Raw genomic sequence first — 26,249 nt, 5'->3', positions numbered from 1 at the left:
AAAAAAACGGCAGCTCTGAATTTCAGGGCTGCCGTTTTTTATTTAAGATCTTGGCAAGGTGACTGTTCTTGTGTTACCATTGAAGGTAATCGATACCTCCCGGTCACAGCTGTCAGAGCCGAAGTCTACCTCTATGGCTCCGCGTGTTTCTACTCGGATCACCATCACGCCCTCACTAGGCATCCTTATTCCTGTGCGGATGCATCGCTCTGCAAAAATCAAAGGAGAGGTGATCTCAACAGCATATTGATTGCCTTTTCGGTTGACTCCACGGCTTCCTCCATTGACCGCATAGATGATTCCGCGGTTTTCATTGGGTAAAAAGACACGCTTAGTATGTCTGGACTCAAAAGTTCTGAAAGTGCCATCAGGCCAGGTAATTTTCCCTCCTTCCACTACGGTCTTAAAGGTGAAGAAACGATCATTGGAATTGAATCCCTCATTGGTCACCACTCTCACTCCCTCGATCTTACGATCATCCACATAGTAGTTTTCGAAAGTAGTAGTGATTACTGTACCCGGTGCCCAATATCTTCCGGTGTAGCTCACGATGATTTTACCCTTTCGGGTGACTCCTCTCGGGCTGGTACAACCTTCTCCGAAATCAATAATCATTTTCTTTTCATTGGGAAGCCACTCGATTTTTACCCGTTCACAGAGGTCTTCCTCTAAGGTAACAAGGGTTCGGTCGGTGAAGCCATTCCTTTGAAATCCCGTCAGGGCTACTTCATCCACGTCTTCCAAAGTGGCAGTGAGGTCCATTTCTTGGGCAGTCTCCTCCGTTTCATTAAGCTGATCCGTAGGGTTGGCATCTTCTTCTGAGCTACAGGCAGAAATCAAAAAGAGGCCTGCCAGCACAGAAATCTTGGCAAGGGACAGATAAGTTGGTTTCATGATAGATAGATTTTTGTGAAAACTGCCCTTTGGACTTGCCTTTGACAAATTGGTTTAATAGCGGACCAAAATTTCTTCCAAAGATTTGCGCTGAAGGTCAGGAACATAGGTTTCTTCCTTGGCAAAGCCTACTGGAAGCAGGAGAAAAGGTTTTTCATTTTCGGGTCTGTTCAGGATTTTGGAAAGGAAATTCATCGGACTGGGCGTATGCGTCACCGTGACCAAGCCTGCCTGATGAATCGCGGCAATCAAAAATCCACAGGCAATTCCCACGGATTCAGACACGTAATAGTGCTGGATTTTCTCTCCTTCATGGATTCCATAGGACTGCTTAAAAACTACAATCAGGTAAGGAGCTTCTTCCAAAAAAGGTTTTTTCCAATCGGTCCCCAAAGGCTTCAAGTCGGCTTTCCATCCATCAGGCATGCGATGGGAGTAGCTGATTCGCTCTTCCTCTTCTGCCGCCTCGCGGATTTTACTTTTGATGTCAGGTTCAGAGATCAGGCAAAAAGTCCAGGGCTCCTTATGTGCGCCTGATGGGGCCGTGCCGGCAGTTCGGATGATATTTTCCAGGACTTCCACAGGAACAGGTCGGGTATCAAACTCCCTGACGGTTCTTCTTTGGTTCATTTCATGAAAGAAAGCCTTTGCTCTCTCTTTCAATTCGGCTTCTGAAGTCTCAGGCCTTTGGTACCGTACATGTATGTGTCCGTTTATTTCTTTCTTTTCCATAATGCAAAAAGGCTATCCCTAAAGATAGCCTTGTCAATTAAATTCTGATTGGTTTTAGTCAATGATGATCTCTTTTGATCCTCCAGGGTAGGTGACTTCCACGGTCTTGTCACAAGTACCCGAGCCATAATCCACACTTACTGTGATCTGAGAATAGGTAAAGCTCAGAATTCCACTGCTTGGAATGTAGATTCCTTCATCGACACAGCTCTGCTTTACAATCAAGGCATCGGTCACCAAGGCAGAATAATTTTTCCCGTCTCTGCTAAGCCCTGAGGCTGTTCCGGTGATCGAAGCTTCGTAGCCCGACTCGGACAAGGAAACTACCCGGGTTTGGTCAGAGGTGTAGGTCACGGAAGAATTATCAGGCCAAGTGATTTTACCGTCTTCGATTTTTACCCGGAGGGTAATTCGGCTATTGACTAAATCAATTCCTGCATTGCTGATTGTGCGAGTTCCATCGATACGAATTCCGTTTACTTCGTAGCCTTCAAATGTGGTAGAAATGGAAGTACCGGGAAAAAGAAAATTGTTGCCTGAATAAACCAAGGTGATTTTTCCTTTTCTCTGAACCCCATTGGGACTGGTACATCCCTGCCCAAAATCCACCACAATCGTTCGGGTCTCTTGGTTGTGATTGACCGTAGCACCCGCACAAAGATCCGTGACACCTTGGGTTCTCAGGCCGAGTCCGCTGGATTGAAGTACCTCAAGCGTCAGGTAATCCAAATCTTCAAAGGCTGCATTGATTACAAATTCATCTTCAACCAGGTCCAAACTTGGCTCCGAAGGCACTGGATCAGCATCATCTCCGCAGGAAAAGAGGACCGCTGAAAGGCCCAAAATGATTATAAGAGAGAATCGATTTAACTTTTTCATAGGCTTTAATTCGTTAAAAATCAGGCAAATTTACTTATTGTCATTTACATTTTTGGGAGAAGTGGTCTTTTTATCTTTGGGCTTCCCTACGCAGCCGATATTCTGGGTAAGAGCCATTCCTTCCGGCAAAATCCCCATCCCTTCTCGGGGATCCCATTCTTCGGGTTCCTGATCGAGTACTTTAGTAGGTTTATCTTTTGGCTTCATATCGATTTTTATTCTACGATCACCTTTTACTAACGCCCTACTTTCGATTTTCTATCTTTGACCATGAGAATTTTTGATTTTGATCCTCAGGGACTAGAAGAAAAGCTAAAAAGTACGAAAAAAAGAGAGTCTGTTCTTTCACTGGGCAGGTTAATCGTGTTTATAGCCTTGCTTGGATTCGGGGTGCTCAGCCTTTCTGACTCCGTCATTTGGTTGATTCCGACCTTGGGCTTCGGCATTCTTTTTATCTATCTGATACAAAAATTCAACCACATTCAGGATCAGCAGAAAATTTATCAGGCACTTGGACTTTTGGCAGACCGGAAAGCGCAACGATCCCAAAGAAAACTAAAGGAACTGGATGCCGGATTGGAGTTTACTGATAAAAACCACCCCTTTTCAGGGGATTTGGATCTTTTTGGAGAGCACTCTCTTTTTCAGCTGGTCAATCACACCTTTTCTCCCGGTGGCAAATCCAAACTTGCCCAATTGATGAAAGAGGACTTAAATCCCGATGCCTCAAAAAATAGAAGCTTCGCGGTAAAGACTCTTTCCGAAAAGTCGGATTTTCTTAGAGCCATGGAAGCTTCCGGGCTTGCCTTTTCAGAAGATATTCCCCTGAATGATACTTGGAAAAAATGGCTTGGGGCAGAGGAAAAAAGGTCTAAAATCAATCAAATACTTTCTTTTCTGGGTCCTTTGGGAGGTCTTGTGCTTTTAGGTGCTACTGTTTGGGGAAATCTTCCTCAGGGCTACTTGGGCTTATGGGTGATTTTGGGGACTATTTCCCTTAGCAGGGTATTTGGTCCACTAAAGCAAGCTGCCGATGCACTTCCTGTCTCTTCAGTGCTCAAGTCCTTTGGCGTACGGGCACATTGCATTGAGCAGGAAGTTTTCCGGAATTCTCTTTTGGAGGAAGAAAAAAGGAAGCTTTTCGGCGGAGAAACATCCATCTCACAGCAGCTGAATCAGCTGGACCGACTGGCCCTTTGGGTTCAAAATCGAATGAATCTGCTCTACCTCCCTATCAACCTTCTTTTATGGACAGATTTTCTGCTTTACGATCGCTTACAATCCTGGAAATCCAAGGCAGGGCCTTCTCTTTCTTCTCTCCCTGAGCACTTAGCCGATTGGGAAGTTTGGGTTTCCTTAGGTGCATTTGAACTGGAAATGGAAGGAAAGGGAAAAATTGCCTGGTCCGATGATTCATTTTTAGATGCAGAAGAAATAAGCCATCCTCTGATTCTCCCCACCAAAGCCGTTGCCAATTCACTGAGATTTGATTCAGATCAGAGATTGGTGATTTTGACGGGAGCAAACATGAGCGGAAAAACCACTTTTATGCGAACCTTAGGAATCAATTGGGTCTTGGCCAAAATGGGACTTAGTCCATTTGCCGAGTCGCTTTCTTTGGGGGATTTCCAGCTTTACACCAGCATGAGAAATACGGACAACCTGGGAGAGAGTGTCAGTTCTTTTTATGCAGAACTATTCCGCATCAAAAAATTGATTGATCGACTGGATTCGGGAGAAAAGGTACTTTTTCTACTCGATGAAATCCTCAAAGGCACCAATACCCAAGACCGAATCTCGGGTTCTCAGGCTTTGGTGGATCAGATTCTCCAAACCCATGGTTTTGGAATAATCTCCACACATGATATCGAACTTTCCGAATTAGCCAAAAGCAAAACAGGGGTTAAAAACTACTCCTTCCATTCGGAGATTCAGGATCAGGAGATCAAGTTTGATTACTTGCTTAAGTCCGGTGCATGCCCAAGCTTCAATGCCCATAAGCTGATGGAATTGATGGGAATCCGATTCAAGCCCTCCACTTAAGGGTTTTTCCTTCCCTCAATATCTCGTACTTTTACGGGCAATTCACGCCATGACAAAGCACACTACCTCTCAAATCCTCGGAGTACTCGGGGGCGGACAGCTCGGACGAATGCTCATCCAGTCCGCCATCAATTACAATCAGGACATTCATATTCTCGATCCGGACCCCAATGCTCCCTGCAAGGATATTGCCCAGCAGTTTCAGGTAGGCTCGCTCAAGGATTTTGATACGGTTTATTCGTTTGGGAAAAGCTGTGATGTACTTACCGTAGAAATTGAAGCAGTAAATACAGATGCGCTTCAAAAGCTCGCAGATGATGGAAAAAAAGTATTTCCTCAACCCCATATCCTGAAATTGATTCAGGATAAGCGCGAACAAAAGCAGTTTTATGCCCAGCATGGGATTCCTACTGCGGATTTTATCATTACTGAGAACAAGGCTGATGTTATTTCAAAAGCTTCTTTTTTGCCTGCTGTGAATAAGCTGGGAAAAGAAGGCTATGATGGACGTGGGGTTCAGATTTTGCGAAGCGAGGCCGACTTGGATCAGGCTTTTGATGCACCCGGATTGCTTGAAAAATTGATTGATTTCGACAAAGAGATCGCTGTCACAGTTGCCCGGAATGAAAACGGAGACCTAATCGCCTACCCTGCCGTTGAATGCGCTTTTCATCCTACGGCCAATCTGGTTGAATTTCTTTTTGCGCCAGCTGAAATTTCTGCTGAAGTAGAAGCCAAAGCTCAGGAAATCGCGAAAGCCGTCATCCTGAAACTGGACATGGTCGGCATCTTGGCAGTAGAACTATTCGTGACCAAATCCGGAGAAGTGCTGGTCAATGAAATCGCTCCCCGCCCGCATAATAGCGGTCACCATACCATCGAAGCCAACTTTACTTCTCAATTTGAGCAACATCTGCGCTCCGTGATGAACTGGCCCCTAGGCAATCCCGACCTGAGATGTCCAGCCGCTATGATCAACTTGCTGGGAGAAGATGGTTTTTCTGGCCCTGCGATCGTAGAGGGAAAAGAAGAAGCGATGGCCGAAAAGGGAGTATACATTCATTTGTATGGGAAAAAACTAACCAAGCCTTTCCGCAAAATGGGCCACGTGACCATTTTGGATGAAAATGTGGAAAGTCTGAAAGCCCGAGCACACCGTATTAAAGAACTGATCAAAATAAAATCAAACGCATGAACCCACAGGTAGGAATCATCATGGGAAGTCAGTCTGACCTCCCGATTATGGCAGAAGCTGCCCAGTTTCTCGAAGAACTCGGAATCGCATACGAGCTTACTGTGGTCAGTGCGCACCGCACACCTCAGCGGATGATCGACTATGCAGGTTCGGCACGCGAGCGTGGGATCAAAGTGATTGTGGCAGGAGCGGGAGGCGCTGCTCATTTGCCGGGGATGGTCGCTTCCCTGACCAGCCTACCTGTGATTGGAGTCCCGGTGAAAAGCTCCAACTCGATCGATGGTTGGGACAGTATTTTGTCCATTTTGCAAATGCCAAGCGGAATTCCAGTAGCTACGGTGGCACTCAATGGAGGGAAAAATGCAGGGATCCTAGCCGCTTCTATCGTGGGTGCTTACGATGCTGAGATCGGGAAAAAGATGGATGCTTTCAAGACTGGACTTCGTGAGAAGGTCGAAGCATCTGCCGCCCAGATTGAGGAAAAAGGCTGGAAAGCGGTGTTGAAGGAATGATCAATGACCAATTTTCAATAATCAATATTCAATAACCCATTACTCCACCCCATGAACTGGAATAAGCCTGTCAAATTCAAATTCGGTGGTGAGGACTGGGAAATGCCCCTTTCCACCCTGCTGCTCCTGATTTTTGTGACCCTGATCTTAATGCTGGGAGGTGCTTGGTTGGGGTTTAAGTTTGGGGCAGGGCAGGTTTCTGAATTATGTGATTGTAAATTTTATGAGAGGGAAATGATCTTTTCCTTTCTTTTAGTAAGAATTGTCCTTTTTTAATTTCAATTCAGTTTTTCCAAAATTTGGTAAATTCCTTCACCAATCAACCGAATTATGAATACAAAGCGATTATTACCCGCCCTATTTTCCATGGTCCTAACTCTATCATTCGTGGGGTCATCCCACCAAATTCTGGCTCAATCTTCTTGGACATCTCCGACTTACCAAAAAGAAGCATATCGCAAAGTGATCGTATTGGCCAAAACAACCAATCCCGGTGCGAAGCGAATGCTTGAGGATCAAACAGTAGCAGAACTCCTTGCCAACGGAATCCAAGCCATTCCTGCTTATTCCAACTTTTCTGAAGCAGATCTAGAATCCGAAGAGACGTTTATGACCAAAGCCAATCAGCTGGAAGCAGATGCCTTGCTCGTCTATACCTTCAATCCCCCCACCACGGAGTATAAAAACTCTCCCACAGTAAGTGCAAGTGTAGGAGTACCGGTAAGGGTTGGAATTTTTAGTGGCTTTTTGGGAACCAGCGTCCCTGTTGCCGGTGGTCCAAAGCGGGTAGAAAAATTTTCCGGTTCGGTGCTATTTTATAATAAGCAAGGGCCTGATATGCAGTGGAGCATGAATATTGGAGGGAAAATAGGCTCAGACGCATCCAAACAAGCTCGATCTGTCGCTAAGAATGTGGTGAAGACAGCAGTCCGAGACGGGATTATTTGATTCAAAATTCCAGGTCTTGGGAGAGAAAGGAGGAAACTTTTCCATAGTTCCAAACTATGGAAAAGTGAATTCCCTAACTTGAACCCATGAATCACCTGATCCAACTAAGACATACCCTCCACCAATTTCCAGAAACTGCCCTAGAGGAAAGACAAACCGCACAGCGGATTTTAGAGTTTTTTGAACCTCTTTCCCCCGATGAGACCTTCCAAAATTTGGGAGGAACAGGTCTAGCTTTCCTTTTCAAGGGGAAAAAACCAGGAAAAAGACTACTATTCCGCTGCGAATTGGATGGATTACCGATAGAGGACTTGAACCCGAGCGATCACCAAAGTCAGATTCCCGGCAAAGGCCATCTCTGCGGACACGATGGACATATGACGATTCTCTGCGGTTTGGGTGAAAAACTAGCCCAAAACCGACCTGAATCTGGAGAAGTCGTGCTTCTTTTCCAGCCGGCAGAAGAGACTGGAGATGGAGCGAAAGCTGTCCTTTCGGATTCCAGATTTGAGCAAATACGACCTGATTTTGCCTTTGCACTGCATAATCTACCCGGCTATCCGCTCCATCAGGTGGTGATGAGAAAAGGAACTTTTGCTGCAGGAAGTACAGGGATGAGCATCACACTGACCGGCAGGACCTCCCATTCCGCCCATCCGGAAGCTGGTATCAATCCCGCCCAGGCACTTGCTAGACTGATTCAAGAATTGCCCAAGTTGCCCCAGGAGGCAAATGGCTTTGCTTTGCTGACTTTGATCCATGCAGAATTAGGAAGCTTAGCCTTCGGTACCAGTGCGGGTAAAGGAAGCCTGAGTATGACTCTGAGAGCCTATGATCAGCAAGACCTGGACGAACTGATAGAAAAAGTAAAGACCACCGCTGAAGCCATCGCCACATCCGAGCAATTGAAAGTTGAATTCTCTTTTGTTGAACAGTTTGCAGTCTCGGTCAACGATCCAAGCTTGTACCCAGAGGTTGAGAAAGCTGCCAAGGGACTTGGTTTAAGTTTGATCGAAAAGCCAGACCCCTTCCGTTGGTCAGAGGATTTTGGCTTGTTTTCCCAGATTTGTCCCTCCTTTTTGTTTGGTTTGGGTGCAGGAGAAAATTGCCCCCAATTGCATGCCGGTACTTATGATTTTCCGGACGAATTGATTGAGACGGGAGTGGGGATGTTTGAAAAACTAATCGATAAGTAAGAAAATAGATCGATTAATGACCTTTGGCTAATCCATTTTCATTGGCATCTTAATTTGGAATAGGATTGACTCAGGAAAATCACTATCTGAAAATTTAGAAGCAATTTCAAAATAAATAGCATTATCAAAGGATTTTACCCTTGGTATATAAGATTTGGTAGTGTAGATGACCTTTACTTCTTTCGAATCTAGGTTCAACACTAAAATTTCAAAATCAAAAGATTCCTTGTTTTTTGCGGAAATAATAACTAGATCCTGAGCAATCAGCTCAAAATTGATTAAATCTTTTTCAGAAAAAGAAAATCTTTCTTCCAAAATTCCTGAACTCTTTTGGAAAAGAAAAAACTCATTGGTCTTACACTCGTAAATCATGATTTTATCCTCTTTATGTCTAAAGAAAACATCTTGATTTCTAAATGAAATTTCATTTTTCTTAAAAGTGAGAATTTCTTTTTTTTCGTTATAATCGAAGTATTCTCCAAAAAGATTATTTTTGGAAGCAAAATCATGAAATACAATATTATTCTTATTTCCAAGACCTGTTAAATACCCTTTGGTTGGTTTCTTTGGACTGACAAAAATTTGATTTGATGGGTAAACCATCAAAGGAATAAAAGTTAATCTACCGTCTAACGAAGAGAGAGGCGAAAATGTCCCAGGATTGCCATACGGAGGCCAACCAAGAATAAATAAAGAATCTTTGGCAATATTTTTATTATCTAGAAATAGAATCGGTGTTCCATTAGAAGTAATCTCCCCATTACTTCTGTATATAGAAATTGCTTTTTCGTTATTATCCAAGATGTAAAAATCACTAAAAATTTGTCCTCTTTTTGAGTAAACATAATCTACTCTTTTATCCTTAAGAATATCTTGAATAAATCCGTCTATACTATTTTCTGTAATCACCAAGTCCTGTGTATACCCGTTTGGAATACAAAAATGAAAAAGAGCGAAATAAAATAAATTATTCTTTAATAGTATATAAATATAATTCTTCATCTCCTGTATGATTTGCGTACAATTTGCCATCAGAAAAAAAAATGGAATTGGTATAGTTCTCCAATAAAAAGGATTCAACTATTTCAAACCGATCATTAAACAAGTGAAGTCTTTTTCTGATTCTCTCTTTGTCTTTTTCCAAAGAGAGATCAATTTCGGTTGAATTGCTGATCTCCCAATCTATTTCTCTCAAAATAAAAAAAGCAGAATCATTCTTAGAGGTGATACTGTAGGCATTTTTAAAGGTTCCAAAATTTAGATTATTTTCATCCATTTCAAAATTCTCTTCCAATGGCCCAGAGAGAGGAAGTCTACCTTCCTTTACAAGTGATTTATTTTCAATATCCATCATAGAATATTCTCCTGACCATTCATCTAGGTAAACCAAAAATCCATTAACACCTACAAGCCACCCAGAAAGGTCAACATCTATAGTGGGCCTTTTTGCCGAAATCGTAAATAATTCCTCTATTTTTTTAAAACCCTCAGTATCATCCCAAAGAAAGGAAACTACCTTGACCCCTTTCTGAGAAATCTCAGTAGAAAAATTCTGATCTCTGTAGCTATATAATTGGTTGGACAATGGGAAAGGGTTTTTAAATTCTCCGATTAATCTATAATCACTATCCAAAGAGAATACGGCAAATCCCTGAGAAGAACGTAAAAAAAGCCTGTTTTTAAGTAGATCAAATCCATATAAGGAAGCCCCTTCAAGAATTGTCCCATCTAGACTGAATTCTTGAACCTTGCTCGAGAAAAGAAAATCAACCAAGATTACAGACTGACTTGTTCGATCAAAAAGTAAATACCCATCAGTAGTTCTTGAAATCGCCTGATCAATAGTGTAAGCACCAAGGGACTTCTCTAGTTCAATCTTCTTAATAGGACTTAATTCCATGGATGGAAATCCTAGTTTCTTTTCTTCACAGGAAAACAAAAGGAGGATCAGAATCAAATAGTGGAAAAGGTTAGATTTTCTCATTGATGTTAATTTTTACTCCCTCCTCCTTTAGCAGGGAGGAAGGAGTATGGATAGCTTACTTATAATTGAAATTTAACACCAGAACCATGACAATCTTTTCTCAACTGCTTGCATTCTGCTTCAGATCCTCCGTACGAATAAGAGCCATCACCATTATCAATTAAACCATTGTCATCTGCTAAAGCTGCTTTGTCCATGCAACTTTGATATTGACTTGAACATCCACAGTTGATACAAAGCGCATGTGCAGTACCACCCAAAAGAACCATAAACATCAGAAAACTTGTTGAAACGAGTTTTTTCATCTTGATTTTAATTTAAGTGAAGGACCCTAAAATGCTCCTTTCCTCAAGGTAGGGTCAAAAACCTTAAAGAAAGTCAGCTCAATCCCGGCGCCTGTCATGAACTAATTCTTAAATCTACTGCATGCCCCCCCCATATTTCCAAATTTTAAGTTAAAAATTTTAAAAAATCTTTTAACCCTATGAAACTGCAGAAATCTAGCCTTCAAACGTCATTTAACTGAAAACCTCTTTTCGCATTTCTTATCTAAGCGTTGAAAACATGATTTTTTACCATCCTCCCCCAAGCGCCTTATACAACACGGCATAACTGCTCAGCAATTCCTGCTTGGTACCGGCATAGTTGAGCTGGGCATCAAAAGCCTGCCTTTGGGACTCCAAGTATTCCAAATAGCTGGTGACACCCTGATTGTATCGCTCCTGGGAAAGGTACTGCGCCTTGACCGCCGCTACCACATGTGCCTCCCGCGCGATGAGTTCTTTTTTCAGGGAGCGGATGTTGGCCAGGGTGTTTTCCACTTCCTGATACGCCTGCAGGACTGTTCTTTCGTAAGCCAAGATAGCCTGTCGGGTCCGGCTTTCTGCGATATCCACTTGTCGCTGCAAGGCTCCCCAGTTGAAAATAGGCCCAGCCAAAGAAGCCCCGATATTCCAGGAAGCACCATTACTTCCAAGTGCTGAAAACTGGGTTCCTGCCACGCCGATCAGCCCGCTGAGAGAAATATTCGGGAGTCGGTTGGCTTTGGCAGCCCCGGTGACTGCATTTTGAGCGATGATTCCCTGTTCTGCTGCCAAAACATCAGGTCGTCGAGTCAGCAGCTGCATGGGCAATACCTCAGGGATAAAAATATCCAAAGACTGCTCTCTCAGTGGAATTCCTGCCTCTATGCTTCCCGGAATATCCCCAGTAAGAACGCGGATCAGATTTTGGGTCTGAACGATCAGCCTTTCCCAGATAGGCACACTTCCGGCGGCTATAGCAGTCTGGATTTGAGCTTGATTGAGATCGATTTCGGCGATGATTCCTTTTTCAAAGCGGGCTTCAATGATCGTCTGCATACTGTCCCTCAGCGCCAAGGTTTGCTGGGAGATTTCCAGACTCAGTTGATATTCCAAAAGCTGAAAATAGGCACTGGCCACCGTGCTGACCAAGCTGAGTCTAGTCGCCCGATAGCCCTCAGCCGAGGCCAAGATGTCCGCTCGGGCAGCTTCGTTGAGTCTTCGGAATTTACCCCAGAAATCAAGCTCCCAACTCAATGAGCCAAAGCCTGTGAAGAGATTGCTGGTTGGAATGGAGTTGTTGAAGGCAAAATTGCCCCGACTGGCACCGGCACTGTAGCCCACTGCGGGGAGCATTTGGCTTTTTTGGACGGCCAAAGCACTTTGGGCTTGCTGAATCGCCTCAGCTGCAATCAGGAGATCCTGATTTCTTTCCAAAGCCTTTGCCACCAAGGTATCCAATACGGGATCCTGAAAAAGATCAAACCAAATAATGTTTAGCGTAGAATCAAACTCAAGGGTATCTACCTTTACCTCTGAAATCATTTGGGAATATCCCGGGTCATTTTGTTGAAACCGATCCGTGACCGGCACCGTCACCCCCTGATAATTCTGTCCCGACTTACAGGCAGCCAACAAAAGACCTGCAAAGAAAATTAAGCTTAGCTTCTTCATGGCTGAGTGGATTTAATTTTTTGAAGGTCTCTTTTCTCTTCATACTTGGCTAGCTTCCCTACCAATACAAACAGCATGGGATAAAAGAACACCCCAAGCAGAGTCGCTACCCCGATTCCTCCCAGAAGGGCCATTCCCATGACCTTTCTCGCTTCAGCCCCGGAGCCGGATGCTAAAATCAAGGGCAAAACCCCAAGGATAAATGAGAATACCGTCATCAAAATGGGTCTGAACCTGAGTTTGGCAGATTCCACTGCGGCATCGAAAAGCGATAGCCCTTCATCAAACTTGATTTTGGCAAATTCTACGATCAGGATGGCATTTTTAGCCGCCATAGCGATCAGCATGACCAAGGATATCTGAGCGAAAATATTGTTCAGATAAGCTTCATCGACCAATCTGGCCAAGTAGAGAAACAAGAAAGCTCCAAATAAAGCGAATGGAGTACCCAAAAGAATCGCGAACGGCATAGACCAGCTTTCATACTGAGCCGCCAAAATCAAAAATACAAAGAGAAGAGAAAACGCAAACACTATTCCCGCCTGTCCGGAGGCTTTTTTCTCCTGATAGCTCATGGCATTCCAGCTGTAGCTCATGTCATCCGGGAGGACTTGCTCTGCCACCTCCTCCAGCGCATCCAAAGCCTGAGCTGATGAAAATCCCGGAGCAGGAGCTCCAGTGACTTCGGCCGCTCGATAAAGGTTAAAGCGGTTGGTATAGTCCGGACCCGCAGTTTTTTTGACCTCGACAAAACTGGAAACCGGAACGGACTCTCCTTCACTGTTTTTGACATAGAAAAGTTCGAGGTCATTTTCGTTTTGACGATACTCAGGTTCGGCTTGAACATAGGCTTTGTACAATCGCCCAAACCGATTGAAATCATTCACATAGGCCCCTCCCAAAAATGCAGCGAAAGTAGTGTAGACGTCATTCATCCGAACCCCTGTTTTGAGCAATTTGTCCGAATTGATCTCGATGGAGCGCTGAGGGACGACCGCTTGAAAGGTCGTAAAAGCCGAAGCGATTTCAGGCCTCTCCTGAGCAGCTTTGATGAATGCGTAGGTGTTTTGAGCTAAGTAGGCCGGGTCTTTTCCTCCCTTATCTTGGATCATAATGCTGAATCCTGATCCATTTCCCAATCCGGGAATAGCCGGTGGACCAAAGGTGACGGCCATCCCTTCCTGAATTTCTCTAGCCAAAATCTGATTAAGTCGGGCCTGCATTTCCCGGGCTGTAGTCTCCCGCTCATCCCAAGGCTGTAAGGTCAAAAACATAAAGCCGGTGTTGGGAATAAAGGCATTGGCCAACAAGCTAAATCCAGATAGACCAGTTGCATACTTCACCTCAGGCTGGCTGAGGACGATATGCTCGATCTTTTTCATCACCGCATCCGTCCGCTGCATGGAAGCGGCATTAGGTAGCTGCAGGTTGATATAAATGTAACCTTGGTCTTCTTCAGGCAAGAAACCTCCAGGAACCATCGATCCGAAAACCCCAGCTGCAATCAGAGAAATCAAAATATAAAATGCTCCTCGTTTGAGTTTTCCTGCAAATACTTTCGTAACACCGGTGTAGCTCTCCGTGCTTCGGTCAAACCAGGCATTGAATTTCCCAAAAAACCTCCCCAAGTACCCCTTACCAGCTGCCTCGGGCTTTTTCAATAGCAAAGCACAAAGCGCCGGACTCAAACTCAAGGCATTAATCGAGCTGAAGATTACAGATATGGCAATGGTAATGGCAAATTGTTGATAAAGTTTTCCAGTTATTCCAGCCATAGCGGCTACCGGGACAAACACGGCCACCATAACCAATGTGGTCGCGATAACCGGGGCAGTTACCTCCTTCATAGCATGTGTGGTGGCATCTTTGGGACTCATCCCTTTTTGAAGATTGACCTGAACAGCCTCCACCACCACGATGGCATCGTCTACCACGATCCCGATCGCCAAAACTAAACCTAGGAGAGAAAGGGTATTGATAGAAAAACCCAAAAGTGGGAATACCATAAAGGCCGCGACAAGGGAAACTGGAATCGCCAAAGTAGGGATCAAGGTCGCTCTCCAATCCTGAATGAAAAGGAAAACCACAAAAATCACCAATACCAAAGCAATGATCAGCGTTTCGATGATCTCATTGATTCCGGCAATGATGGGCTCGGTAGAGTCCAGAGAGACATCATAGGCGATACCTTCCGGAAAACCCGCCTTCAGCTCCTCCATGGTCCCGATCACCTCCTCTGCCAAAGCAACTGCATTGGACCCAGGGGATTGGTAAAGGGCAATGATCGCACATTCTTTTCCATTGAGGCGGGTGAAGGCATTGTAGGATTCTACGCCTAGCTCCACTCGGGCAATATCTTTAATCAAAACCTGACTTCCGTCAGAGCCAGACCTCACGACCACGTTTCCAAATTCTTCTTCGGTCACCAAACGATCCGGAAGCTTCACGGTGTAGGTGAATTCTGTCCCGGCTGGAGCTGGTTCTGAGCCAAATTTCCCTCCAGGAGCGATTACGTTTTGCTGACGGATCGCATCGGTGATTTCCGGAATGGTAATCCCCAACTTCGCCAATCGGTCAGGTTTGACCCAAATACGCATGGAATAGTCACTCGCTCCCAAGACCACCACCCGTCCGATTCCTTTGAGTCGGGCCAGTTGATCCTTGATATTGATGCTGGCGAAATTGCCCAAAAACTGCTGATTGTAGATCTCCCCGGGAGAGGTTAGCGTAATCAGCATAAGAATATTGGGCATGGACTTTTCGGTCTTTACACCCAATCTTTTCACCTCTTCAGGGAGCTTGGGAGTAGCTGCTGCAGCCCGGGTCTGGGTAAAGACTGTATTCATATCCGGATCGGTGCCCAGATCGAAAGTCACATCCAAAGCCAAAGTACCGTCATTTGCATTGGTGGACTTCATGTAGAGCATGTTTTCCACTCCGTTGATTTCCTGCTCCAGCGGAGAGGCCACCGACTGCTCTACGGAGATTGCATTGGCTCCGGTAAAGGCAGTACTGACCCTGACCACAGGAGGGGTGATCGCAGGATATTGCTCAATAGCCAGTCCCAAAATGGATATCCCTCCCACAATCACCATGAAAAGTGCAATGACTATCGCAACAATGGGCCTTCTGACAAAGAAGAGGTGTTGGTTTTCTTCCAATTTGCTCATGGCCTCAGTCTTTGTATTGAGATTCAAATTGGAAAGGAACCGGCTCGATCACCAGTCCCTCGGCCACTTTTTGCAAGGCCTCTAAAACTACCTGATCTCCCTCCTTTAGTCCGGAATCAATTAAGTAGTAATCCCTGTATGGGCCTAGAATCTGCACCTCCTGTTGCCTGACTTGATTCCCTTCGCCCACCACAAAAACAAAAAACCGACCCTGAAACTCATTCACGGCCCGCTGGGGAATGATTACCCCGTTTTCTACAGATCGGATAGAAGCCCTCACTCTGGCGAATTGACCGGGACGAATCAGGCTTTCCGGATTGGGAAAAGTGGCCTGAACCAAAATGGTCCCCGTATTGGCATCGATCTGACGATTGATAAAGTCCACATAGCCCTCGTGATTGAATACACTTCCATCTGCCAGAATAAGTTTGAGGGGCTGGGATCTTTGGGCTTGATTGTGATTTTCCTGATACTCTCTGAAAAGCTGTAGATAGTCATTTTCTGAAAGGAAAAATTCCACCCTGACCGAATCAATGATCGAGACTGTATTTAAGATAACCGGGTTGGGGTCGCGTCCCACAAATTCTCCGACTTTAGCATTGGTCTTGCCGATCAATCCGCTGATGGGTGACTTGATGCTGGTATAGCCCAATTGGATATTTTGAAAATTCACCCGGGATTGGGCTGCCTCTACCATGGCCTCTGCTGATTTTTTCTTACTGATGGCAGCGTCCAGGTCTTTTTGGGAAATAGCATTGATCTCCGCCAGAGGCTGGTACCTCGCCAAATCATTTTCTGCCTGGGTCAGAGAAACCTTGGCCTCGGCCAATTGGCTCATGGCTGTGTTTACATTTTCTCTCAAAGGGTCAGGATCGACGGTGTAGAGCAAATCCCCTTTTTTCACCATTCTTCCTTCCTGAAAATGGATTCCCTCCAAAAACCCTTCAGTCCTCGCACGGATGGGAATGTCCATCTTCCCATAGATCTGTGCCACAAAGTCTTTTTCCAAATTGACCTTTTGACTGATCACTTCAATCACATGAATTTGGGGCGGTGGGGGGGCTTGGACTGTTTGGTCTTTTCCGCAGGAAAAAAGTAATAAAGTCAAACCAATGGCGGCGAATCTTGATTTCATGGAAATGGAATTTTTTAAATTCTCTGGTAATTTACCCGAAAAAGCAAATTTTCTTAGTCAAATCCCATTTCTGATTCCATTTACAAAGTAGTTTTTTAAAAAGTTCACAAAAAAAATCCCGAAGATTTCTCCTCGGGATTTGATTTTATTTTTTGCTCTGGGCTTTTTTCATTGGATTGTCTCCCATGGAAGCTCCTCTCACACCGCCGGCACCTTTGAATAGTTCAAAGCGTGTGGGCTGATACTGTCTTGGCCAATAATTGCTGCTTTCGTCGATGTCAGCAGTCTCCCGCTTGGGATCAAGTACGAAGCGAACCACTTCTTTTTGCCTTGCAAATACCTTGGTCACCTGTGATTCATTTTTTCTCCAGATTTCTGCTGGAATTCTTTCGATCTCAGAAGTGCCATCGGCATAGTGGAATTCGATAATCAAGGGCATCACCAAACCTCCGACGTTTTTGAAAGTCATTTCGTAGAAGTTCATGTTGCTGTTGAGCAAAGCTTTTTCCTTTTCAGTCAAGCTAGCCATGAATTTCTTGTAGGCATCCTCGTCCTCTGGTGTCACAGTGAAGGGATTGTAACTGTTGTAGAAATCACGGGTGGCCGGATCGGCTTCGACCACAGTCTGCTCGACGTCGGTTTTATTATACTCTTTGGAAACGTAGGTTTCTTCCCGGTCAAATTCCGCTTTTGCATCCGCCTTTTTCTGAGCAGGATTTCGGTTGTCCAGCTTGTACCAGCTTACATTTTCGATGGAAATATCCACAGGCTCCGTTCCATAGAACCAACCTCTCCAGAACCAATCCAAATCTACAGCGGAAGCATCTTCCAGCGTTCTGAAGAAATCATCTGGAGTTGGGTGCTTAAACATCCATCTTCTCGAATACTCTTTGAAAGCGAAGTCAAACAGCTCACGGCCCATCACCGTCTCGCGAAGGATATTCAAGGCAGTAGCAGGTTTGGCATAAGCATTTGGTCCAAATTGGATGATGTTTTCAGAATTGGTCATAATCGGCTCGAGCAAGTGCTTCTCACTTCTCATGTAAGGCACGATTTTGTGAGCAGGTCCCCGTCGGGAAGGATAATTTCTATCCCACTCCTGCTCCGCCATAAACTGCATGAAGGTGTTCAAGCCTTCGTCCATCCAAGTCCACTGACGCTCGTCGGAGTTGACAATCATCGGGAAAAAGTTGTGCCCTACTTCGTGGATAATCACGGAGATCATCCCGTACTTGATCGCATCGGAGTAAGTGCCATCTGCGTCCGGACGTCCATAGTTGAAGCAGATCATAGGATATTCCATCCCGTTGCTCGCCTCGACAGAGATGGCAACTGGATAAGGGTAATCAAATGAGTGAGCGGAGTAAGACTTGAGTGTGTGGGCTACTACCTTGGTAGAGTACTGCTCCCAAAGCGGATTTCCTTCTTTGCCATAGTAAGACATCGCCATCACATCTTTTCCGGCCAATTTCACCGCCATGGCATCCCAGATGAATTTACGGGAAGAAGTCCAGGCAAAATCACGGACATTTTCAGCCTTGAAAACCCATGTCTTTTTGCCGGATGCTTTCTTTTTCTCCAAAGCCTCAGCTTCTGCCTGAGTTCGGATGATCACTGGCTCATCGTAGGTCTGCTTGGCCTTGTTCCATCGCTCCAGCTCGGTAGCGGAAAGGACTTCCTCAGGATTCTGAAGTACCCCAGTCGCACCGACCATGTGATCGGCAGGTACTGTGATCCTCACTTCGTAGTCTCCAAAAGTCAAAGCAAATTCTCCTGAACCCAGGAACTGCTTGTTTTGCCAGCCTTCGAAGTCAGAGTACACGGCCATTCTTGGAAACCACTCCGACATGGTATAGAGGTAGTTGCCGTCTTTGGGGAAAAACTCATAACCCGGACGACCTCCGATGAAGCCCATTCGGTCGGTGATGTTAAAGCTCCAGTCGATGGAGAACGTAAAGGACTCTCCAGCCTTCAGTGGCTGAGGAAGATCCACCCGCATCATGGTTTTGTTGATGGCGATATTCAGAGGATTGCCATCGGCTCCTTTGATGGACAGAATCTTGATGTCATGATCGTCAGAGTGCCAAAGAATACTCTCCAGCGCTCTCATGGACATTCTTGGGCCGATGCTCGACTCAGTCACTTTTGGGGTGTCGGAGTCTTTGCCTCGGTTGTTTTGATCGAGCTGCAGCCAAAGGTATGTGAGCTGATCCGGGGAGTTGTTGATATAGGTGACCGTTTCGGAGCCTTTGATCGACTGATTGTCATCATTGAGCTCGACCTCGATCAAATAGTTGGCTTGTTGCTGCCAGTACATGTGGCCTGGAGCGCCAGAAGCAGTCCGATACACGTTGGGTGTGCGGAGCATAGTGCCGAGTTGCTCAAATCGTACGGCATGGTTTTGCTCGGTATGCTGAGCCAAGAGTGGGGAGATTCCTGCCAGTCCCAAAGCAGCAATCGTGAGTAGTTTTTTAGTCAAATTCATATTCGATCTTTTTCAATTTTCTAATTAACAACTTGATGTCTAAACAGAAAAGAATTCTGTTTTGGGTGGTGATTTTTTACCAAAATTTGGTTTCCAACATCAGCATACAGGCAATACCCAACACAAATGCGGATACGATCAGTGTCCAGTCCTTTCTATTGACCCCGGCTAGGTGCAGAAGAGAAGTCAGCAGAAGAAATGAGGCGACAATTACGATTTGGCCCACTTCCAAGCCGATATTGAAAGCCAATAAGGGCTGCCAGATACTGGCTTCCTTGCCTAGGAGCTCTTTCAGGTAATTGGAAAAGCCCAAACCGTGAATCAAGCCAAAAAAGCCAGCGAAGAGGTAATTCAGCGAAATGCCTTTGCCGGTTGAGGGTTTGGGCTTAAACAAGGTGACCAAGGCAGTAATGGCAATGGTGACAGGAATCAAAAACTCGATGACATCCGAGCGCACTTTGACCACATTGAACGTAGCCAAAGCCAAGGTCAGGGAATGCCCGATGGTAAAGGCAGTGACCAGGATCAGGATTTTTTTCCAGTCCCGAGCCACATAGACGGCGCAAAGGGCGAGGACAAATAAAATATGGTCAAATCCGTTGATATCGAGGATATGCTGAAGTCCGAGTTTGAAGTAAAGCTCAAATGAAGACATAGTTGGGTGTAAAGCTTCTGAAAGAGTTAAATTGCGGGCAATAATACACCGAAAATCCCAAATCCGGCTTATTTCCTACACCAAATGCAACACGCTTACATTTTCGTTCTTTCCGCATGGATGAGCCTGCTTCATCCTTTCTATATCAGCCTCACCGAAATGCGATACAATCCAGCTTCCCAAAAAATGGAAATCGCCCAGAAGATCTTTTGGGATGACCTGGAGGTGGCCTTGGGAAATGAACTGAAGGAAAAAGTGGATTTTCTCAATCCAAAGGATAAATCCAAACTGGAAAACCAAATTAAAACCTACCTCCTTAAGCATAACCAAGTCTGGGTTAATGGCAAATTGCTCACGCTAAACTATTTGGGCCATGAGGTGGAGGAGGATGCCGCTTGGTTTTACCTAGAGTCATCCCAAGCGGAAACTCCCAAAACGGTGGAAATGAAAAATACGGTGCTATTGGAGGATTTTGATGGGCAGCAGAATATTGTCCATGTCTATTTCCAGTCAAAATCGCCCCGAAGTATGCTTTTGGGCAAAGGAGAGGAAAAGGGGAAGGTGGAGTTTTAATGGGTAGATTTTAGACGTAAGACATAAGATTTTAGACAAAAAGCCGTCAGAAAATTCATTCTAACGGCTTTTTACATTTGACATCGAACACCCGACATCGGACTTAAATCTTCTCAAATATCCTTCTGAAGCTAGTTGCCTCGGAGATTCTTCCATGTAGTTCAGAAATTGCAACTCTCTCCTGTTCGGTGGTATCCCGGTGACGGATGGTGACGGTATTGTCTTCCAAGGTCTGATGATCCACAGCAATACAGAATGGTGTTCCGATCAGGTCCTGACGGGTATAGCGCTTTCCGATTGATCCAGAATCTTCATAGATGATATTGAAATCGTATTTCAAGACATCCACGATTTCCTGCGCTTTCTCCGGAAGGCCATCCTTTTTCACGATAGGAAGAATGGCTGCCTTTACCGGTGCCACCGCTGGATGGAACTTCAGGTAGGTTCTGCTTTTCTCTTCTGTTTTCTCCTCTGTATAAGCGTTGCAAAGAGTCAAGAGGAACAATCGGTCTGCTCCAATCGAGGTCTCGATCACGTAGGGGATATAGTTTTGGTTGATCTCCGGATCGAAGTACTGTTGCTTTTTCTTGGAGTATTCCTGATGGGATTTCAAGTCAAAATCTGTACGGGAGTGGATTCCTTCCACTTCTTTGAATCCAAACGGAAACTCAAACTCGATGTCCATCGCTGCATTGGCGTAGTGTGCCAACTTTTCGTGGTCGTGCTTGCGGAGCTTTGCCGCAGGCGTACCCAAAGCCAAATGCCATCTCATTCGGGTGTCAGCCCACTTCTGATACCAGTCGAGCTCTGTGCCAGGACGTACAAAAAATTGCATTTCCATTTGCTCAAATTCACGCATACGGAAAATGAACTGACGGGCTACGATCTCATTCCGGAAGGCTTTTCCGATTTGAGCAATTCCAAAAGGAACTTTCATACGTGCCGTCTTCTGCACATTGAGGAAGTTGACAAAAATCCCCTGAGCTGTCTCCGGACGGAGGTAAATGGTCGAAGCATCTTCGGCTACTGAACCCACTTGCGTAGAAAACATCAAGTTGAACTGACGGACATCGGTCCAGTTGGAGGTACCGGAGATTGGGCATTTGATGCCTTCGTCGGTGATCAGGTCGCGTACTCCGGCCAGATCTTCGGCTTCGAGAAGTCTAGCCAATGCAGCAGTCAGGGACTTGGCTTTTTCCACCTGACCTTCATTTTCCAACTTGGCAGCATGCTCTTCGACAAGGACATCAGCACGGTAGCGCTTTTTGCTGTCCTTGTTGTCGATCATCGGATCGTTGAAAGAATCGACGTGACCGGAAGCTTTCCAAGTGGTCGGATGCATGAAAATCGCCGCATCAATCCCAACGATATTGTCGGATACGCGGGTCATGGTTTCCCACCACAGGCGCTTGAGATTGTTTTTTAATTCTACTCCGTAAGCCCCGTAATCGTACACAGCTTGCAAGCCGTCATAGATCTCAGAACTAGGGTATACAAATCCATACTCTTTGGCATGGGAAATTATATCTTTCAATTGGGCGTTTTCGCCGGGAGTTTCTGTCTTTGCCATAGGGCGCAAAAATAAGGAAACAAATTGATTTGGATAATGAAAAGAGAAGTCTTGAATCTGGGATTTTACAATTTGAATTCAAGAATTTCAACTTCAAGAAGTTTTAAATCAAATAAATAGAAAATAGGGTAAATTATTTCACCAGAATATTGCAACTAAGGTTTTTAATTACCGTTTCCTCCTTAAATCCCTACAATTCCAAAATATATGAAAAAGATCATTTTGACTCTGATGCCATTTTTTCTGATATCTATTACTTCTTTCGGACAGCTGGAAAAAGGAACATTCTTACTTGGAGGCGGACTAGGATACAGCTCATCTTCATCACAAACGGAAGATGATGTCTCCAATATTCTTGAATTAACCAACTTAGCCTTTAGTATTAGTCCTGATTTTGGATATTTCTTTAAATCAAATTGGGTGTTGGGCTTAAGTCTACCTATTAGCAGATTTAAACGAATGAGCAACCTGCCCGGCTTTGCCGGCATAGAAACCCATGAAAGCAGTTCCAAAACCACCAATTTTGGTATTGCTCCTTTTGTTCGAAAGTATATCTCAGTTAATGATTTTCTTAGCTTCTTCTTGCAAGCAAGACTTGGGTATAATCATTCTCGAACCGAATTAATTGACTCAATTGCTAACCGAACTACATCCACAAGCACCGAATCCAGAGAAGTAATATTTGATGCAACGGCTGGTCTGTCCTATTTTCCCAAGAAATGGCTTGGAATCAACCTTTCCATATCTCCATTAAACTTTTCATCTAGTTCCTCTAAACAAGAGTTTCAACAGAACTCAGTGGACCAAGAATCCAGTAGTTTTAGTCTGGGCTTTGATTCCTCGGTGATTGGTCTGGGAGTTAACTTTTTTCTTCCAAAGAAATGAAAAAATCGGTATTGGCAATTTTCTTTGTTTTGGTAATAGCACTCAGCGCCAAAGGACAGATGCAGAGAGGCTCTTGGATGGTAGATGGACAAGTGGGAATTTCCATGGATCGGCAGGAAGACAAAACCAGTGATCTCGCAATTGGGACTTTTAATAGCTCCTATCAGAAAAAGGGGTTTTCCCTGAAGCCAGGACTGGGGTATTTCATCCAAGACAATTTGGCCATAGGCTTGACCCCAAGCTTCGGAATGGACTGGGGAAAAGGAGAATTTACGGGGAATTCTCCAGTCAAATTCAATTCTTTTGAATATGGAATCGGACTATTTTCAAGAAAATATATTCCAGCCGGGGACAAGCTATCCTTCTTTGCTGATTTAAGAGTTGGAGGTTTTTGGGGAGATATTGGAGATATTGAAGATGGCTCATCCAATCGTACTATTCTTTCTAAGAACAAGGGATTGGAGGTAGGGGCCAGCTTGGGATTACAATATCTTTTGAGCAATCGGTTTGGCATTCATCTTCAAAGCTCCATAGTAGACTATCGCCTAAATAAACAAAGTGCTGCTGCAATTGGACAATCCACAACTACTAAAAGATTGGACAATGGGCTTTTCTCATCATTTCAGATTGGAGCTACCTTCTTCTTCTAAATCAAGAGGAAATGACTTCTTTGATTATCTAATCGTATACTTAAACCCTATCCCACCTCTTAGGTAATTTCCATATTCGTTATAAAAAATGGGGGCAACCTCTATCAGAAACCCAAAGTTTTTATTGCTGAAGGGCTTGATCAGCGCGCCTACCGGAATCGCAAAATAAGTCTCATCGTAGTAGCGATCCTTTCGAGGATGGTAATGATCAAAGAGTCCGAGGCCAAGTCCAAAATAAGCGTTTACCTCACTTTTTTGGACAAAATTATAGGCCCCGACCAATTCCAGTCCCAACTCTCTTCCCAGACCCAACCTACCGTCAAAAAAGAGGGTTTTGTCCGGATTGGTGCCTACAGTGATGAAGTTGCGGGTATTTTGAAGATTGATCCCCACACTGACTTGTGCCGAGGAAAGCTTAACCAGTCCCAAAAGAAATAGGGATAGCATGAGCAGCTTTTTCATGGTAAATAACAGATTGGTTTGGAATCTCCTCTTGGCAAAGTCCAAGCCAATTTTGCTTACCAAGCTCCTTCTTCCCGATGGATTTTTCTGCCTTCCTTGGAGGAAATAAAGGCTGCTTCTATCAGTTTCAGGACTACAATCGTCTGGTTCACAGTCACTAGAAGCTTTTCACCTTTCAGAATTGCATCGGCTACATTTTGATAAAAAATGCGGTAGTCCCCTTTTTCAGTTGGAAGCGGGCGCGCTTCATTTTCAAGATAGAGCTTGCCCCAACACTCTTCCGGTTCCACTCCCCAATTATCCCCTTCGGGTCTTTTTCCATCCTTGAAAGCCTGCTCCTGTACATCCAGGAAAAACTTCTGATAGCTTCCTTTTTCTCCCAAAAGCAAAAATTTCGGCGTGGCTACATTGACCAAGACTCCCGCAGTCACTCTTGCCTTGAAGCCCGGGTAAAAGAGGGAAATGTCGAAGTAATCATCCGAAACGGCGTTAGTACGCTGTTTTTGGATATCTGCAAAAATACTCTCCGGCACTCCGAAAAGGAGAACTAGCTGATCGATAAGGTGAACCCCCAGATCATAGGTGATGCCATTGCCGGGGACGTCTTTTTCCCGCCAGTTTTCGGAAACCTGAGGCCGGAATCGGTCAAAATGAGACTCCACATAGACCAGTCTTCCCAAAGTCCCCTCAGCTACCAGTTTTTGAAGAGTTCGGAAGTCTCCGTCGTATCGGCGATTGTGGAAAACACTGCAGGTAAGCCCTTTTTCTGAAGCTATTTTCTGCAACTCTTCAGCTTCCCATGAGTGAACGGTCACCGGCTTATCGACCACCACATGCTTTCCTGCGAGGAGGCATTGCTTAGCCATCGGAAAGTGGAATTCATTGGGCGTGGTGATGCAAATCAAATCAGCAGCATCTGCAAGCAGAAGCTCATCAAGACTTCGGAAAGTCTTGACCTTCGGATATTTTTTCTCGCATTTGTTTGTGCTGCGCTCTACGACGGCCACCAAGTCCAAATCAGGACAGACATCGATAAGCGGAGCATGCATTTTTTCAGCTACGGAGCCGTAGCCGACTAAAGCGGTTCGAATAGGAGGATTCATGGGAAAAGTCACAGGTTCATTTCCTTGGCCTTATTGAGCAAATCGACCAGAGAATTGACCTGAAGTTTTTGATTGATGTTTTTGCGATGAGTCTCGATGGTTTGAATGCTGAGATTAAGGGACTCGGCCATGTCTTTATTAATCATTCCATCGGTGATCATTTTCAGGATTTGTGTTTCCCGTCGGGACAGGCGGTATTTTTCCCTAAACCCGTCAAAAAACGGCCCTTGCTTGGACTGCTGAATTACCCGGTCAAAATTCTTGATATACCTTCCTTCGTGCACTTCTGTGATGGAAAAAATCAACTCATCTGGGTCAGCATCTTTGAGAATAAATGCGTCTGCACCTAAGGCAACCGCCTCTTTGAAGATTTTTTCATCATCGTACATAGAAAGCACGATTACTTTAATCTCAGGAAAATGCTTTTTGCAATACTTCAACACCTCAAAACCATTTACCACGGGCATGTTGAGGTCAGTGAGTACGATGTCCACAGGGTTGTCTACCAGATATTCGAGAAGCTCCTTCCCATTAGGAAATAGTTCTTCTACCAAAAAGCCTTCATGCTCTTCGATCAAGCCCTCGAGGGCTTTGGCAAATAGTTTATGATCATCGGCTAATGCAATCCGAATCATTGGAAAAAGGTAAGGGTGATTTTTGGTTGACAATTCACTAAGAACTTCTTAAAAATAAGATTGAATTTTCATTTTACAAAGGGAATTCCCAATAGCGGGTAAAAAGGTTCTTATTTTGGCGGGTATTGTCTGGATTGCATCTGTCCGCTTATCCATTTTTTCTGTCCGTCATCGGGGTTTGAGTGTACGGAAGCGTACAGATATTTTTTGCAAAACCGTCTAAATCAGCTGTTTTGGCCCCTTTTTATTTTGGGTCTGCTTTTGGCATTAACCCACATACGAAAACAAACCAACTTATTTACTGCCATGAATACTTCAATCTTTTCCCAAAAAAACGTTTGTGCGGCTCTGGGTTTTGCCATGGCAATTACCATTGTTCTCAAAGCAAAAGCTGAAGCTCAACTAGCACAGCAAACTGCCCGATTTGAAATCACTAAACCAACTACTCCACAAATCGGAACCATAGCTACTCCAGGTCCTGAACTTCTTCAGGTAGACATTTATAAAACTCATCCTGCCCCCGCGCATACGGCGCCCGAGGTGGGATAAAGAGTGACTCGTAAGGGT

The 26,249-nt window shown here is 44.7% G+C and carries 26 protein-coding genes; 10 read left to right on the top strand and 16 right to left on the bottom strand.

The window, feature by feature from the left end:
- Positions 1-42: 42 nt before the first annotated feature.
- Genes AAA942_RS11835 through AAA942_RS11820 form a run of 4 tightly spaced genes read right to left on the bottom strand, consistent with a single transcriptional unit; the run spans position 43 to position 2,712 of the window.
- Positions 43-894, bottom strand: a complete 852-nt coding sequence (locus AAA942_RS11835; RefSeq protein WP_338220485.1) for a hypothetical protein — start codon at positions 892-894, stop codon at positions 43-45.
- Between the two features lie 54 nt (positions 895-948).
- A complete protein-coding gene (locus AAA942_RS11830) occupies positions 949-1,626 on the bottom strand; it encodes a nitroreductase family protein (protein WP_338220484.1) in 678 nt (225 codons plus the stop codon).
- A gap of 54 nt (positions 1,627-1,680) precedes the next feature.
- A complete protein-coding gene (locus AAA942_RS11825; RefSeq protein WP_338220483.1) occupies positions 1,681-2,505 on the bottom strand; it encodes a hypothetical protein in 825 nt (274 codons plus the stop codon).
- A gap of 30 nt (positions 2,506-2,535) precedes the next feature.
- Positions 2,536-2,712, bottom strand: a complete 177-nt coding sequence (locus AAA942_RS11820; RefSeq protein ID WP_338220482.1) for a hypothetical protein — start codon at positions 2,710-2,712, stop codon at positions 2,536-2,538.
- 63 nt (positions 2,713-2,775) lie between these two features.
- On the opposite strand from AAA942_RS11820, the gene AAA942_RS11815 reads away from it, so the two are divergent.
- From AAA942_RS11815 to AAA942_RS11790, 6 genes are all read left to right on the top strand, one after another.
- Entirely contained in the window at positions 2,776-4,548 is a 1,773-nt protein-coding gene (locus tag AAA942_RS11815) for a MutS-related protein (protein WP_338220481.1), read from the top strand.
- Positions 4,549-4,597: 49 nt separating this feature from the next.
- Complete coding sequence (locus AAA942_RS11810; RefSeq protein ID WP_338220480.1) at positions 4,598-5,743, top strand: 5-(carboxyamino)imidazole ribonucleotide synthase; 1,146 nt, start codon at positions 4,598-4,600, stop codon at positions 5,741-5,743.
- On the top strand, positions 5,740-6,255 hold the full coding sequence (purE, locus tag AAA942_RS11805; protein WP_338220479.1) for a 5-(carboxyamino)imidazole ribonucleotide mutase: 516 nt from the start codon (positions 5,740-5,742) through the stop codon (positions 6,253-6,255). Before AAA942_RS11810 ends, purE begins: the two co-directional genes overlap by 4 nt.
- 51 nt (positions 6,256-6,306) lie before the next feature.
- The gene (locus tag AAA942_RS11800) at positions 6,307-6,531 is read left to right on the top strand and encodes a hypothetical protein (RefSeq protein ID WP_338220478.1); all 225 of its coding nucleotides are present in this window, start codon (positions 6,307-6,309) and stop codon (positions 6,529-6,531) included.
- Positions 6,532-6,585: 54 nt separating this feature from the next.
- The gene (locus AAA942_RS11795) at positions 6,586-7,203 is read left to right on the top strand and encodes a hypothetical protein (protein WP_338220477.1); all 618 of its coding nucleotides are present in this window, start codon (positions 6,586-6,588) and stop codon (positions 7,201-7,203) included.
- An 86-nt stretch (positions 7,204-7,289) separates the two neighbouring features.
- Entirely contained in the window at positions 7,290-8,399 is a 1,110-nt protein-coding gene (locus AAA942_RS11790; protein WP_338220476.1) for an amidohydrolase, read from the top strand.
- Between the two features lie 27 nt (positions 8,400-8,426).
- On the opposite strand, the gene AAA942_RS11785 is transcribed toward AAA942_RS11790, so the two are convergent.
- The 8 genes from AAA942_RS11785 to AAA942_RS11750 form a co-directional block, all read right to left on the bottom strand.
- The gene (locus AAA942_RS11785) at positions 8,427-9,401 is read right to left on the bottom strand and encodes a hypothetical protein (RefSeq protein ID WP_338220475.1); all 975 of its coding nucleotides are present in this window, start codon (positions 9,399-9,401) and stop codon (positions 8,427-8,429) included.
- A complete protein-coding gene (locus tag AAA942_RS11780; RefSeq protein ID WP_338220474.1) occupies positions 9,367-10,383 on the bottom strand; it encodes a hypothetical protein in 1,017 nt (338 codons plus the stop codon). The genes AAA942_RS11785 and AAA942_RS11780 overlap by 35 nt, the downstream gene beginning before the upstream one ends.
- Before the next feature lie 59 nt (positions 10,384-10,442).
- Positions 10,443-10,688 (bottom strand): hypothetical protein, encoded by a 246-nt coding sequence (locus tag AAA942_RS11775; protein WP_338220473.1) that lies wholly within the window; start codon positions 10,686-10,688, stop codon positions 10,443-10,445.
- A 267-nt stretch (positions 10,689-10,955) separates the two neighbouring features.
- On the bottom strand, positions 10,956-12,359 hold the full coding sequence (locus AAA942_RS11770; RefSeq protein ID WP_338220472.1) for an efflux transporter outer membrane subunit: 1,404 nt from the start codon (positions 12,357-12,359) through the stop codon (positions 10,956-10,958).
- Positions 12,356-15,529 (bottom strand): efflux RND transporter permease subunit, encoded by a 3,174-nt coding sequence (locus AAA942_RS11765; RefSeq protein WP_338220471.1) that lies wholly within the window; start codon positions 15,527-15,529, stop codon positions 12,356-12,358. The genes AAA942_RS11770 and AAA942_RS11765 overlap by 4 nt, the downstream gene beginning before the upstream one ends.
- A 4-nt stretch (positions 15,530-15,533) precedes the next feature.
- Complete coding sequence (locus AAA942_RS11760; RefSeq protein ID WP_338220470.1) at positions 15,534-16,664, bottom strand: efflux RND transporter periplasmic adaptor subunit; 1,131 nt, start codon at positions 16,662-16,664, stop codon at positions 15,534-15,536.
- A 145-nt stretch (positions 16,665-16,809) separates the two neighbouring features.
- Positions 16,810-19,149: a M1 family metallopeptidase gene (locus AAA942_RS11755; RefSeq protein ID WP_338220469.1), complete on the bottom strand. Its 2,340-nt coding sequence runs from the start codon at positions 19,147-19,149 to the stop codon at positions 16,810-16,812.
- Between the two features lie 76 nt (positions 19,150-19,225).
- A complete protein-coding gene (locus AAA942_RS11750; RefSeq protein ID WP_338220468.1) occupies positions 19,226-19,804 on the bottom strand; it encodes a HupE/UreJ family protein in 579 nt (192 codons plus the stop codon).
- 84 nt (positions 19,805-19,888) lie between these two features.
- Here AAA942_RS11750 and AAA942_RS11745 point away from each other — a divergent pair, with 84 nt between their 5' ends.
- The gene (locus AAA942_RS11745; protein WP_338220467.1) at positions 19,889-20,377 is read left to right on the top strand and encodes a DUF6702 family protein; all 489 of its coding nucleotides are present in this window, start codon (positions 19,889-19,891) and stop codon (positions 20,375-20,377) included.
- Between the two features lie 103 nt (positions 20,378-20,480).
- Here the strand turns inward: AAA942_RS11745 and AAA942_RS11740 are convergent, their stop codons facing one another.
- Positions 20,481-21,947 (bottom strand): glycine--tRNA ligase, encoded by a 1,467-nt coding sequence (locus tag AAA942_RS11740; RefSeq protein ID WP_338220466.1) that lies wholly within the window; start codon positions 21,945-21,947, stop codon positions 20,481-20,483.
- Positions 21,948-22,154: 207 nt separating this feature from the next.
- Here AAA942_RS11740 and AAA942_RS11735 point away from each other — a divergent pair, with 207 nt between their 5' ends.
- Positions 22,155-22,832: an outer membrane beta-barrel protein gene (locus tag AAA942_RS11735; protein WP_338220465.1), complete on the top strand. Its 678-nt coding sequence runs from the start codon at positions 22,155-22,157 to the stop codon at positions 22,830-22,832.
- Positions 22,829-23,482, top strand: a complete 654-nt coding sequence (locus AAA942_RS11730; RefSeq protein WP_338220464.1) for a hypothetical protein — start codon at positions 22,829-22,831, stop codon at positions 23,480-23,482. The genes AAA942_RS11735 and AAA942_RS11730 overlap by 4 nt, the downstream gene beginning before the upstream one ends.
- 24 nt (positions 23,483-23,506) lie before the next feature.
- Here the strand turns inward: AAA942_RS11730 and AAA942_RS11725 are convergent, their stop codons facing one another.
- From AAA942_RS11725 to AAA942_RS11715, 3 genes are read right to left on the bottom strand one after another with little or no spacing between them, the layout of a single operon-like run.
- Positions 23,507-23,944, bottom strand: a complete 438-nt coding sequence (locus tag AAA942_RS11725) for an outer membrane insertion C- signal (RefSeq protein ID WP_338220463.1) — start codon at positions 23,942-23,944, stop codon at positions 23,507-23,509.
- Positions 23,945-24,000: 56 nt separating this feature from the next.
- Positions 24,001-25,047, bottom strand: a complete 1,047-nt coding sequence (locus AAA942_RS11720; protein ID WP_338220462.1) for a Gfo/Idh/MocA family oxidoreductase — start codon at positions 25,045-25,047, stop codon at positions 24,001-24,003.
- Positions 25,048-25,055: 8 nt separating this feature from the next.
- Entirely contained in the window at positions 25,056-25,682 is a 627-nt protein-coding gene (locus tag AAA942_RS11715) for a response regulator transcription factor (protein WP_338220461.1), read from the bottom strand.
- Positions 25,683-25,988: 306 nt separating this feature from the next.
- Here AAA942_RS11715 and AAA942_RS11710 point away from each other — a divergent pair, with 306 nt between their 5' ends.
- Entirely contained in the window at positions 25,989-26,231 is a 243-nt protein-coding gene (locus AAA942_RS11710) for a hypothetical protein (protein ID WP_338220460.1), read from the top strand.
- Positions 26,232-26,249: the final 18 nt, after the last annotated feature.

It is taken from the genome of Algoriphagus sp. oki45, from assembly GCF_036245605.1.
Lineage (GTDB): Bacteria > Bacteroidota > Bacteroidia > Cytophagales > Cyclobacteriaceae > Algoriphagus.
The sequence above is the reverse complement of the archived record's forward strand: the minus strand, read 5'-3'. Positions and strand labels throughout refer to the sequence as shown.